At 62.9% G+C, this 12,874-nt stretch carries 10 protein-coding genes; all 10 read left to right on the top strand.

Annotated elements, in window-relative coordinates; genetic code table 11:
• The first annotated feature begins 141 nt into the window (after nucleotides 1–141).
• The 10 genes from dksA to pgi all read left to right on the top strand — a co-directional run bounded on the left by dksA (nucleotide 142) and on the right by pgi (nucleotide 12,743).
• Nucleotides 142–588 carry an RNA polymerase-binding protein DksA gene (dksA, locus tag AC5O5I_RS24355; RefSeq protein WP_003250009.1) on the top strand — a complete coding sequence of 149 codons (447 nt, stop codon included), beginning with the start codon at nucleotides 142–144 and terminating at the stop codon, nucleotides 586–588.
• Between the two features lie 63 nt (nucleotides 589–651).
• Nucleotides 652–1,539, top strand: coding sequence for a tRNA glutamyl-Q(34) synthetase GluQRS (gene gluQRS / locus AC5O5I_RS24360; RefSeq protein WP_172286433.1), 888 nt, complete (start codon nucleotides 652–654; stop codon nucleotides 1,537–1,539).
• 186 nt (nucleotides 1,540–1,725) lie between these two features.
• Entirely contained in the window at nucleotides 1,726–1,902 is a 177-nt protein-coding gene (locus AC5O5I_RS24365; RefSeq protein ID WP_003250005.1) for a hypothetical protein, read from the top strand.
• On the top strand, nucleotides 1,886–4,861 hold the full coding sequence (locus AC5O5I_RS24370; protein WP_172286432.1) for a sensor histidine kinase: 2,976 nt from the start codon (nucleotides 1,886–1,888) through the stop codon (nucleotides 4,859–4,861). Before AC5O5I_RS24365 ends, AC5O5I_RS24370 begins: the two co-directional genes overlap by 17 nt.
• Nucleotides 4,862–4,865: 4 nt before the next feature.
• Nucleotides 4,866–6,308: a sigma-54-dependent transcriptional regulator gene (locus tag AC5O5I_RS24375; RefSeq protein ID WP_172231920.1), complete on the top strand. Its 1,443-nt coding sequence runs from the start codon at nucleotides 4,866–4,868 to the stop codon at nucleotides 6,306–6,308.
• Between the two features lie 783 nt (nucleotides 6,309–7,091).
• Nucleotides 7,092–8,480 (top strand): polynucleotide adenylyltransferase PcnB, encoded by a 1,389-nt coding sequence (locus tag AC5O5I_RS24380; RefSeq protein WP_172221578.1) that lies wholly within the window; start codon nucleotides 7,092–7,094, stop codon nucleotides 8,478–8,480.
• On the top strand, nucleotides 8,477–8,956 hold the full coding sequence (folK, locus tag AC5O5I_RS24385) for a 2-amino-4-hydroxy-6-hydroxymethyldihydropteridine diphosphokinase (RefSeq protein ID WP_494511707.1): 480 nt from the start codon (nucleotides 8,477–8,479) through the stop codon (nucleotides 8,954–8,956). The genes AC5O5I_RS24380 and folK overlap by 4 nt, the downstream gene beginning before the upstream one ends.
• Nucleotides 8,957–9,218: 262 nt before the next feature.
• Nucleotides 9,219–10,019 (top strand): 3-methyl-2-oxobutanoate hydroxymethyltransferase, encoded by an 801-nt coding sequence (panB, locus tag AC5O5I_RS24390; RefSeq protein WP_172221584.1) that lies wholly within the window; start codon nucleotides 9,219–9,221, stop codon nucleotides 10,017–10,019.
• Nucleotides 10,016–10,879, top strand: a complete 864-nt coding sequence (panC, locus tag AC5O5I_RS24395; protein ID WP_494511708.1) for a pantoate--beta-alanine ligase — start codon at nucleotides 10,016–10,018, stop codon at nucleotides 10,877–10,879. Before panB ends, panC begins: the two co-directional genes overlap by 4 nt.
• Before the next feature lie 199 nt (nucleotides 10,880–11,078).
• Complete coding sequence (gene pgi / locus AC5O5I_RS24400) at nucleotides 11,079–12,743, top strand: glucose-6-phosphate isomerase (RefSeq protein WP_172286430.1); 1,665 nt, start codon at nucleotides 11,079–11,081, stop codon at nucleotides 12,741–12,743.
• The last annotated feature ends 131 nt before the right edge of the window (nucleotides 12,744–12,874 follow it).

Here is a 12,874-nt window from a genome sequence, read left to right on the forward strand (position 1 = left end):
GCGGTCAATTGCCAGGATCGGGCGGGGTAGCGCACCCCCGATCTATCTGGTAAGTTCGGCGGCTCGCAGTCGCAGGGCCGGCGGTCGCCGGAGATGGAGCATCCTGCGCATTGGATCAGATGAGTGAGAGGCGGTCTATTCATGTCCACCCTAGAAAAGCAAAAAGCCAACCAGAATCTTTATGGGGTCGCGCCTTATCAGGAGACCAAGGGTGAGGAGTACATGGGTGAGCCCATGCGCAAGCACTTCACCAAAATTCTCACTGGCTGGAAGCAAGAGTTGATGGTCGGCGTCGACAAGACCGTAGACCATATGAAGGAAGAAGCAGCCAACTTTGCAGACCCGGCAGACCGAGCGTCTCAAGAAGAGGAGTTTGCCCTCGAGCTGCGCAACCGCGACCGCGAGCGCAAGCTGATCAAGAAAATCGACAAGACCCTGCAAAAGATCCAGGACGAAGAATACGGCTGGTGCGAATCCTGCGGCATCGAGATCGGCCTGCGCCGGCTGGAAGCACGCCCGACTGCCGACCTGTGCTTCGATTGCAAGGAAATTGCGGAGAAAAAGGAAAAGACAGTCGGCAAAGGCTGATTTTTCTCCAATCCGGACGGGGCGCATCAGGCGCCCCGTTTCATTTTCAGAAACCCCAAAGCCATGAATGACTCCCGCTACATCGGGCGCTTCGCCCCCACCCCCAGCGGCTTCCTGCACTTCGGCTCGCTGGTCGCCGCCCTCGCCTCCTGGCTTGATGCCCGTGCCGTCAACGGCCGCTGGCTGCTGCGCATGGAGGACACTGACCCGCCCCGGGAAATGCCCGGCGCCCGCGATGCGATCCTGCAGACGCTGGAGCGCTACGGCCTGGAGTGGGATGGCGAGGTGGTGTTCCAGAGCCAGCGGCACGATGCCTATGCCGCAGTGGTCGACCGCCTGTTCAACCTGGGCCTGGCCTATGCCTGCACCTGCTCGCGCAAACAGCTGGAAGGTTACAACGGGATCTACCCGGGCTTTTGCCGCAACGCCGGGCATGCCCGTGACGGCGCGGCGATCCGCTTGCGGGTACCGGAGCTGATCTACCGCTTTACCGACCGGGTGCAGGGCGAGTACCAGCAGCACCTGGGCCGTGAGGTGGGCGATTTCGTCATCCAGCGCCGCGACGGGCTGTATGCATACCAGTTGGCAGTCGTGCTGGACGATGCCTGGCAAGGTGTTACCGACATCGTGCGTGGCGCCGACCTGCTCGACAACACTCCGCGCCAGCTGTACCTGCAGGAACTGCTGGGCTTTTCGCAGCCGCGCTACCTGCATATCCCGCTGATCGTGCAGCCGGACGGGCACAAGCTGGGCAAGTCATACCGTTCGCCGCCGTTGCAGGTTGAGCATGCGACACCGTTGCTGTTGCGGGCATTGCGGGCGCTGGGGCAGAAGGCCGACCCCGAGCTGCTGCTGGCGACGCCGGCTGAAGTGTTGGCGGTGGCGCGGAAGCAGTGGCAGCCTGAGCGGATTGCACAGCGCACCACGGTGCCAGAGGCTGATTTGCGCTAACGCAGGCTCGGCCCTTTCGCGGGTAAACCCGCTCCCACAGGGTTGCCCCGGGCAACCCGTATCTGAAAATCAAAAGCCCAACAAATTCAAAACCTTGGCGAAGACCATGGATTCCCGCTAGCATCCCCCCCGCCATTTGCGCCAATAATAAGTCCAAGCCCGCAGCGCCCAACCATCGAGGCCAGCATGTACATCTATCGTTTGGTCCTGCTTCTGGTCGTGGGGATCTACCTGTTCTCCCCGGCCATCATGGACTGGTGGATCGAGCCGACCGGAGCCTGGTACCGCCCTTACCTGCTCTGGCTCATCCTGATCGTCGTCACCTTCATCCTGCAGAGCCAACGAGATGCCGATGAGCTTTAGCCTGACCCAGATGATCCTGATCAGCGCCGGGTACCTCATGGTGCTGTTCGGCGTGGCCTGGATCAGCGAACGCGGGCTGATCCCGCGCTCGATCATTCGCCACCCGCTTACCTACACATTGTCGCTGGGCGTATACGCCAGTGCCTGGGCCTTCTATGGCTCGGTGGGCCTGGCCTACCAGTACGGCTACGGCTTTCTCGCCTGTTACCTGGGGGTATCCGGTGCATTCCTGCTGGCGCCGGTGCTGCTGTACCCGATCCTGAAGATCACCCGCACCTACCAGCTGTCATCGCTGGCCGACCTGTTGGCGTTTCGCTTTCGCAGCACCTGGGCCGGCGCCCTGACCACCATCATCATGCTGATCGGGGTATTGCCGTTGCTGGCCCTGCAGATCCAGGCGGTGGCCGACTCGATCAGCATCCTCACCGGCGAGCCAGTCAAGGCCCGGGTGGCTTTTGCGTTCTGCGCACTGATCATTCTGTTCACCATCTTTTTCGGTTCGCGCCACATTGCCACTCGTGAAAAGCATGAAGGGCTGGTGTTCGCCATCGCCTTCGAGTCGGTGATCAAGCTGCTGGCCCTGGGCGGGGTCGGCCTGTACGCCCTGTACGGGGTGTTCGGCGGGCCTCACGAACTGGAGGTCTGGCTGCTGCAGAACCAGACCGCCCTGGCGGCGCTGCATACTCCGCTGCAGGAAGGCCCATGGCGTACCCTGCTGCTGGTGTTCTTCGCCTCGGCCATCGTCATGCCGCACATGTACCACATGGCCTTCACCGAAAACCTCAACCCGCGCTCGCTGGTCAGCGCCAGCTGGGGCCTGCCGCTGTTCCTGCTGCTGATGAGCCTGGCCGTACCCCTGGTGCTGTGGGCCGGCCTGCGCCTGGGCGCCAGCACCAACCCCGAGTACTTCACCCTGGGCCTGGGGATTGCCGCCAACAACAAGGCACTGGCACTGTTGGCCTACGTCGGCGGCTTGGCATCTGCCAGTGGCTTGATCATCGTCACTACACTGGCGCTGTCAGGCATGGCCCTCAACCATTTGGTGCTGCCCCTGTACCAACCACCGGCAGAGGGCAATATCTATCGCTGGCTGAAGTGGACCCGCCGCGCGCTGATCGTCGCCATCATCACCGCCGGTTTCATGTTCTACCTGACCCAGAACAACCACCAGAGCCTGGCCAACCTGGGCATCGTCGCCTTCGTCGCCACCTTGCAGTTCCTGCCAGGGGTGCTGTCGGTGCTGTACTGGCCCACCGCCAACCGCCGCGGCTTCATCGCCGGGCTGCTGGCCGGCACCCTGGTGTGGATGGTGACCATGTTGCTGCCGCTGCTGGGCAACCTGCAGGGCTTCTATATCCCGCTGCTGGACATGATCTATGTGCTGGACGACACCAGCTGGCACATGGCGGCCATCGCTTCGCTGGCAGCCAACGTGCTGCTGTTCACCCTGATCTCGTTGTTCACCAACGCCAGCAACGAAGAGGTCAGCGCGGCAGAAGCCTGCGCCGTGGACAACGTGCGCCGCCCCCAGCGCCGCGAACTGCACGCCGCCTCGCCGCAGGAGTTCGCTACCCAGCTGGCCAAACCGCTCGGCGCCAAGGCGGCGCAAAAAGAAGTGGAGCAAGCCCTGCGTGACCTCTACCTGCCGTTCGACGAGCGACGCCCCTATGCCCTGCGCCGCCTGCGCGATCGCATCGAGGCCAACCTGTCCGGCCTGATGGGACCGAGTGTGGCTCAGGACATGGTCGAGAGCTTCCTGCCGTACAAGTCCGGTAACGAGAACTACGTGACCGAGGACATCCACTTCATCGAAAGCCGCCTTGAGGACTACCACTCGCGCCTGACCGGCCTGGCGGCCGAACTCGATGCCCTGCGCCGTTACCACCGCCAGACCCTGCAGGAATTGCCCATGGGTGTCTGCTCGCTGGCCAAGGACCAGGAAATCCTCATGTGGAACAAGGCCATGGAAGAGCTGACCGGTATCGCCGCCAAGCACGTGGTCGGCTCACGCCTGGTCACCATCGACGAACCCTGGCGTGGCTTGCTGCAGGGCTTCATCAACGTGCCGGACGAGCACTTGCACAAGCAGCGCCTGGCGCTGGACGGCCAGCCGCGCTGGCTGAACCTGCACAAGGCGGCCATCGACGAACCGCTGGCACCGGGTAACAGTGGCCTGGTACTGCTGGTGGAAGACCTCACCGAAACCCAGGCGCTGGAAGACAAGCTGGTGCACTCCGAACGCCTGGCCAGCATTGGCCGACTGGCGGCAGGCGTGGCCCACGAGATCGGCAACCCGATCACCGGCATCGCCTGCCTGGCCCAGAACCTGCGCGAGGAGCGCGAGGGCGACGGTGAAATCACCGAGCTGTCCAGCCAGATCCTCGAGCAGACCAAGCGGGTGTCGCGCATCGTCCAGTCGCTGATGAGCTTTGCCCATGCCGGCGGCAGCCACCAGAACAGCGAAGAGCCGGTGTGCCTGGCCGAAGTGGCGCAGGACGCCATCGGCCTGCTGGCATTGAACCGGCGCAATTTCGAAGTGCAGTTCTTCAACCTCTGCGACCCCGACCACTGGGCCGAAGGGGACCCGCAGCGCCTGGCCCAGGTGCTGATCAACCTGCTCTCCAACGCCCGCGACGCCTCGCCGGCAGGCAGTGCCGTGCGCGTGCGCAGCGAAATCAGCGAGCACACGGTAGACCTTATCGTCGAGGACGAGGGCAGCGGGATTCCGAAGAGCATCATGGACCGCCTGTTCGAGCCCTTTTTCACCACCAAGGACCCGGGCGAAGGCACCGGACTGGGGCTCGCTCTGGTCTATTCCATCGTGGAAGAGCATTATGGGCAAATCACCATCGACAGCCCTGCCGATATCGAACGGCAACGTGGCACCCGGATCCGCGTGACCCTGCCCCGGCATGTCGTAGCGACGTCCCCTGAAATTCGAGACCGTCGAGAGAATTGAATCAATGCCGCATATTCTGATCGTCGAAGACGAAACCATCATCCGCTCGGCCCTGCGTCGCCTGCTCGAGCGGAACCAGTACCAGGTCAGCGAGGCCGGCTCGGTGCAGGAAGCCCAGGAACGCTTCAGCATTGCCACCTTCGATCTGATCGTCAGCGACCTGCGTCTGCCAGGTGCGCCCGGTACCGAGCTGATCAAGCTCGGCCAGGGTACGCCGGTGCTGATCATGACCAGCTACGCCAGCCTGCGCTCGGCGGTGGACTCGATGAAAATGGGCGCGGTGGATTACATCGCCAAGCCCTTCGACCACGACGAGATGCTGCAGGCAGTGGCACGCATCCTCCGCGACCGGCAGAACGCCCCCGCGGCGGCACCGGCTGCCGAGCCACGCGCCAGCAATGGCAAGGCCGCAGCGGCCGACAAAGGCACCGCGGCAGCAGCCAATGGCGAAATCGGCATCATTGGCTCGTGCCCGCCCATGCAGGACATGTACAGCAAGATCCGCAAGGTCGCGCCCACCGACTCCAATGTGCTGATCCAGGGCGAATCGGGCACCGGTAAAGAGCTGGTGGCCCGCGCCCTGCACAACCTTTCGCGGCGGGCCAAGGCACCGATGATCTCGGTGAACTGTGCGGCCATCCCCGAGACACTGATCGAATCCGAACTGTTCGGCCACGAGAAAGGCGCGTTCACCGGCGCCAGCGCAGGCCGTGCCGGCCTGGTCGAAGCCGCTGACGGCGGTACCCTGTTCCTCGATGAAATCGGCGAACTGCCACTGGAAGCCCAGGCCCGCCTGCTGCGCGTGCTGCAGGAAGGGGAGATTCGCCGGGTGGGTTCGGTGCAGTCGCAAAAGGTCGACGTACGCCTTATCGCCGCGACCCACCGCGACCTGAAGAACCTGGCCAAGGCCGGCCAGTTCCGTGAGGACTTGTATTACCGCCTGCACGTGATTGCCCTGAAACTGCCGGCCCTGCGTGAACGCGGCAGCGACGTCAATGAAATCGCCAGCGCCTTCCTGGCTCGCCAGCGCGCGCGCATCGGCCGTGACGACCTGCACTTCTCGGCCGAAGCCGAGCAGGCCATTCGTCACTACAGCTGGCCTGGCAACGTGCGAGAGCTGGAAAACGCTGTGGAGCGTGCGGTGATCCTCAGCGAAAGCGCAGAAATTTCCGCAGAGCTGCTGGGCATCGACATCGAGCTGAGCGACCTGGAAGAGGACGAGATCCTCAACAACGCCCTGGTCGCAGCCAGTGCCAGCAATGCCAGCCACGAGCCGACCGAGGACCTGTCGCTGGAGGACTACTTCCAGCATTTCGTCCTCGAGCACCAGGACCACATGACCGAGACCGAGCTGGCACGCAAGCTCGGGGTCAGCCGTAAGTGCCTGTGGGAACGGCGCCAGCGACTGGGGATTCCACGGCGCAAGAGTAACGCTACCAGCGAGTGATACGCCCGCAGCATTTGCGGCGCCTGTGAGACCGAGCGCCGCGCGGGCGGCGCTCGGTCTCACAGGCGCTGGACGGGGTGTGGCGAACACACCTGAGCTGGAAACACCCCAGGTAACACATCAGCCCACACAAAAATCTGTTACCCACCCTTTCCGCCGTAACAGCTCCCGAGGCATACGGTAACGAAATTTCAACATTTCCAGCCTCCGAGATTTTGTCAAAACTGCCCAAGCCCTTGATTTTAGTGGGTTTTGAAAAGTTGGCACGGCACCTGCTATATGTTTGGTACAAGAACAATAACAAGCACTGCAACTCAGAATAAGAACAAGACGAAACGGCTCACGCACAATAAAAACAAGACGGCGGAGGCGCAGCTAACTGATTCTTTTGGAGAGGATGCGTGTTTGGGGCTTGCCCCACGACCAGGCAGAGAACAACAAAAACTGCACTAAAAAGCAGCGCCTGAACTGGTTGGATCGACAGATCAACGTGACATCAGCGGCCAAAGCAATCCGTTTGCTCTTTACCCCTGAATTGGGGGTCGTCCACAAGCTTCGAGATTTGTGGACAGGGCACTCAACAAAAACAAGAAGCCCAATAAAAAAACAATAAGAGCACGCAACGACTTCTTGGGGAGCTTAGGCTCCCCTTGTCGTTTCTACCCTTCCGGCAGACACTCTGCTACCCGCCTACACCATTCCCTGAGTAAATGCTAGAATCCCCGCCCATCATGCGGCCATTCTCCTATTCTTGGCCGAACATTCCTTCAAACAGTGCATCCCATGCTGAAGAAGCTGTTCCAGTCGTTCCGCCCGCCCGTACCGGGCCAGCACCACAGGCGCACTACGCCTGAGGTGATCAACAAGAGCCAGCACTCGCTGCAGCGCCACCAGTTCAGCCGCCATGCGGTAAACATCGTGGAGCGCCTGCAAAGCGCCGGCTATCAGGCTTACCTGGTCGGTGGCTGTGTCCGCGACCTGATGCTGGGCATCACGCCGAAAGATTTCGACGTGGCTACCAGCGCCACCCCCGAACAGGTCCGTGCCGAGTTCCGCAATGCGCGCATCATCGGTCGCCGCTTCAAGCTGGTTCACGTCCATTTCGGCCGTGACATCATCGAAGTCGCCACCTTCCGCGCCCACCATTCGGAAGACGACGAGGGCGACAGCCACCGTTCGTCGCACAATGCCAGTGGCCGCATCCTGCGTGACAACGTGTACGGCACTCTGGAAGAAGACGCGCAACGCCGCGACTTCACCATCAACGCCCTCTACTACGACCCGGTCAGCGAGCGCATTCTCGATTACGCCAACGGTGTGCACGACGTGCGCAATCGCCTGCTGCGCCTGATCGGTGACCCTACTCACCGCTACCAGGAAGACCCGGTGCGCATGCTGCGCGCAGTGCGTTTCGCGGCCAAGCTGGACTTCGGCATCGAGAAGCACACGTTCAAGCCTATCCGCGAACTGGCCCCGATGCTGCGCGAAATTCCGCCAGCGCGCCTGTTCGAAGAGTGCCTCAAGCTGTTCCTTTCCGGCCAGGGGGCCATGGCCTTCGAAATGCTGGTCGACCTGGACCTGTTCGAGCCGCTGTTCCCGGCCAGTGCACACGCCCTGGAAGAGCGCCCTACCTACACCCACACGCTGATCAGCCAGGCACTGCAGAATACCGACCTGCGTGTGAAGCAGGGCAAACCGGTAACGCCAGCGTTCCTGTTCGCCGCGCTGCTGTGGCCAGCCCTGCCGGCCCGTGTGCTGCACCTGCAGAACCAGGGTGTGCCGCCGATCCCGGCCATGAACGGTGCAGCCCACGACCTGATCGCCGAACAGTGCGCACGCATCGCCATCCCCAAGCGCTTCACCTTGCCGATCCGCGAAATCTGGGACATGCAGGAGCGCCTGCCACGTCGCAGCGGCAAACGCGCCGACATGCTGCTGGACAACCCTCGCTTCCGCGCCGGTTACGACTTCCTGCTACTGCGGGAAAGCGCCGGCGAGGAAACCGACGATCTCGGCCAGTGGTGGACCGACTACCAGGATGCCAACGACAGCGAACGCCGCGAGATGATTCGCGAGCTGGGCAGCCGTGACGAAGGCACCGGTGCCGGCCCGCGCAAACGCAAGCGCAGCGGCAGCAAACGCAAGCGCAGCGGCGACGAGGCGTTCGAGTGACTACCCGCGCCTATATCGGCCTGGGCAGCAACCTGGACGCACCTGCCGAGCAGCTGCGCAGCGCCTTGCAGGCGCTTGACCAGGTCGACGGCACGCGCCTGGTGGCGGCTTCGGCCCTGTATACCAGTGACTCGCTGTTGCCGGGCCAGCCGCGCTACACCAACGCTGTCGCCGCCCTGGATACCAGCCTGGCGCCATTGGCCCTGCTCGATGCGCTGCAGGCCATCGAAAACGCCCAGGGCCGGGTGCGCAAGGAGCGCTGGGGCCCGCGCACGCTGGACCTCGACGTGCTGCTGTTCGGCGACCAGGTGCTCAACGAGCCACGCCTGAAAGTGCCGCATTACCACATGCACGCCCGCCCTTTCGTGCTGTACCCGCTGGCCGAACTGGTGCCGGAGGATTTTTGCCTGGCCGATGGCCGTGCCCTTGCGCAATTGCTTGACGACTGCCCGTTGGTCGGCCTGGAACGCCTGTAAACCGGGCACTCCAGGCATCCGGTCTGGCACGGTAACGCCAGTAACACCCTGATCGTAACAATGCGGTAACAGGGTGATTGACTTCCCCCACCTCGCTCACGACTATAGGCGTCCCGTGTGGCACCAATGTGCCGCATACCCGTATTTAGGCCCGGACGGACCTGTACCCGAACATCACACGCGATGATGTGCCGCTCCGGAAGATGACTACACGCGTTGATTGCAGTCGTTTTTTACAGCGCCTGAACGAGGAATTTCCTACATGCCCGAAGTAACCCTGACCACCCTCAATGGCCTCAAGGCCAAGGGTGAAAAAATCACCATGCTGACCTGCTACGACGCGACCTTCGCCAAGGCCGCCAGCCAGGCCGGTGTCGAAGTGTTGCTGGTGGGCGACTCGCTGGGGATGGTCCTGCAGGGCCACGACAGCACCTTGCCAGTCACCACGGTGGACATGGCCTACCACACCGCCAGCGTCAAACGCGGCAACGACGGCGCGCTGATCCTCGCCGACCTGCCGTTCATGGCGCACGCCACTGCCGAACTGGCCTTTGCCAACAGCGCGACGCTGATGCAGGCTGGCGCCCATATGGTCAAGATCGAAGGCGCTGCGTGGCTGGCCGAAACCATTCGCCTGCTGGCCGAGCGTGGTGTGCCGGTGTGCGCGCACATGGGCCTCACCCCGCAAACCGTCAACGTGCTGGGCGGCTACAAGGTACAAGGTCGCCAGGAAGCCCAGGCGCGGCAAATGCGCGCCGACGCCATCGCCCTGGAACAAGCAGGCGCGGCGATGCTGCTGCTTGAATGCGTGCCCAGCGAACTGGCGGCAGAAATTACCAATGCCGTGGGCATCCCGGTGATCGGCATTGGCGCCGGTAGCGCCACAGATGGCCAGGTGCTGGTGCTGCACGACATGCTTGGCCTGTCGCTGAGCGGCCGGGTACCCAAGTTCGTGAAGAACTTCATGCAAGGCCAGCCGGATATCCACAGCGCCCTCGTCGCCTACGTCGAGGCGGTCAAGCAGGTCAGCTTCCCAGGTAGCGAACACGGGTTCAGCGCATGAATACAGTCAAGACCGTCCGCGAACTGCGCGCAGCGGTAGCCCGCGCCCGCGGTGAAGGCAAGCGCATCGGCTTCGTGCCGACAATGGGCAACCTGCACAGCGGCCACGCTGCGCTGGTGACCAAGGCCGCGCAGCGCGCCGATTTCGTGGTCGCCAGCATCTTCGTCAACCCTTTGCAATTTGGCGCCAACGAAGACCTCGACACCTACCCGCGCACCCTGGCCGCGGATCAGGAGCGCCTGCTGCAGGCAGGCTGCAACCTGCTGTTTGCGCCGACCGTGGAAGAGATGTACCCCGACGGCATGAGCGTGCAAACCCGGGTCAGTGTGCCCCACCTTTCCCAAGGCCTGTGCGGTGCCAGCCGGCCGGGGCATTTCGAAGGCGTGGCCACCGTGGTCAGCAAGCTGTTCAACATGGTCCAGCCAGACCTTGCGGTGTTCGGCGAAAAGGATTTCCAGCAGCTGGCGGTGATCCGCGCCATGGTCCGCGACCTGAACATGCCGATCCAGATCATCGGCGAGCCTACCGTGCGGGCAGAAGATGGCCTGGCGCTTTCGTCGCGCAATGGCTACCTCACACCGGAGCAGCGTACGGCAGCACCAGCACTGTATCGCACCCTGCAGCAGATCGCGGCAGGCATCGTTCGGGGCCAACGAGACTTTGCCGCGCTGGTTGCGCAAGGCCAGGCACAGCTGAGCGCTGCCGGGTTCCGTTCCGACTACCTGGAAGTACGCCATGCACTGACCTTGCGCCCGGCGGCTATAGATGACCGGGACCTGGTGGTAATTGCTGCGGCGTACCTGGGTAACACACGATTGATCGACAACCTGTACCTGCATCTGGAAGAAAAGACCGCTTGACGGCCTGGGGCTGCTTCGCAGCCCATTCGCAGCACAAGGCTGCTCCTACAGGAGATCGCGTTCGTAGGAGCAGCCCCTCCAAAATCCCCCAGCGCTACCCATTCCCAGCGCCAACCCTTTGCCTATAATGATGCCAGCCTGAACCCGGCAATGAGTGCCTTGTCCAAGGCATCACCACGCACCAAGGGAACCCCGCGCAATGGCGTATTACCGTACACCCCACGATGTGACGGCCCTGCCCGCCTGGCAGGCGCTTCAGCAACACCGCGACGCCATGCAAGGCTTCAGCATGCGCGAAGCCTTCGCCGCCGATGCCCAACGCTTCGACCAGTTCTCCCTGAGCTGCTGCGGCCTGTTCCTCGATTACTCGAAAAACCTCATCACCGAACAAAGCCGCGACCTGCTGGTAAACCTGGCCAACGAGGTGGGCCTGCAGGACGCCATCAAGGCGATGTTCAGCGGCGAAATCATCAACGCCTCCGAAGGCCGCCCGGTACTGCACACCGCCCTGCGCAGGCCCGTGGGTGACAAGCTCAGCGTCAACGGCGTGAACGTGATGCCGGAAGTGCACAAGGTGCTGAACCAGATCACCGAACTGGTCGGCCGCATTCACGACGGCCTGTGGCGTGGCTACAGCGAAAAACCCATCACCGACGTGGTCAACATCGGCATTGGCGGCTCGTTCCTTGGCCCCGAGCTGGTATCCGAGGCGCTGCTGCCCTACGCCCAGCGCGGCGTGCGCTGCCACTACCTGGCGAACATCGACGGCAGCGAGTTCCACGAACTGTCGGCCAACCTGCGCGCCGAAACCACCCTGTTCATCGTCTCGTCAAAGTCGTTCAACACCCTCGAGACCCTGAAAAACGCCATGGCCGCACGCACCTGGTACCTGGCCCAGGGCGGCTCGGAAGCCGAGCTGTACCGCCACTTCATCGCCGTTTCCAGCAACAAGGCCGCCGCCGTGGCCTTCGGTATCCGCGAGGAGAACATCTTCCCGATGTGGGACTGGGTGGGCGGGCGCTACTCGCTGTGGTCGGCCATCGGCTTGCCGATTGCCCTGGCCATCGGCACGGCCAACTTCAAAGAGCTGCTGTCGGGTGCGCACACCATGGACCAGCACTTCCAGACCGCGCCGTTCGACAAGAACATGCCGGTGCTGCTGGCCCTGCTGGGCGTGTGGTATGGCAACTTCTGGGGCGCGAACAGCCACGCGATCCTGCCGTACGACCACTACCTGCGCAACATCACCAAGCACTTGCAGCAGCTGGACATGGAGTCCAACGGCAAGAGCGTGCTGCAGGACGGGAGCCCGGTGAAGACTGACACCGGCCCGGTTATCTGGGGCGGCGTCGGCTGTAACGGCCAGCATGCCTACCACCAGTTGCTGCACCAGGGTACCCAGCTGATTCCGGCCGACTTCATTGTGCCGGTAGTGAGTTTCAACCCGGTGGCCGACCATCACCAGTGGCTGTACGCCAATTGCCTGTCGCAGAGCCAGGCGCTGATGCAGGGCAAGACCCGCGAAGAAGCCGAAGCCGAACTGCGCGGCAAAGGGCTGAACGAAGCGGACATCGAAAAGCTGGCCCCGCACAAGGTGATCCCTGGCAACCGCCCGAGCAACACCCTGGTGGTCGAGCGCATCAGCCCGCGCCGCCTGGGCGCGCTGGTGGCGATGTACGAGCACAAGGTGTTCGTGCAGAGCGTGATCTGGGGTATCAATGCCTTCGACCAGTGGGGCGTGGAGCTGGGCAAGGAGCTGGGCAAGGGCGTGTACCAGCGCTTGGTCGGCAGCCTTGAAGACAGCGCCGAAGATGGCTCCACCCAAGGCCTGATCAACTACTTCCGCAGCCGTCACCGCGGGTGATCCAAAGCCTGTACCGGCCTCTTTGCGGTTAACCCCGTGAAGAGGCCGGTATGGGTTGAACACCCCTCCCAGCTACACTGTCCTATCGAATAGCCGTTGCAGTCCCTCGCCCCTCACAAGAGCAGGACCAC

The sequence above is a fragment of the Pseudomonas sp. 9_2_1 genome, from assembly GCF_059295275.1.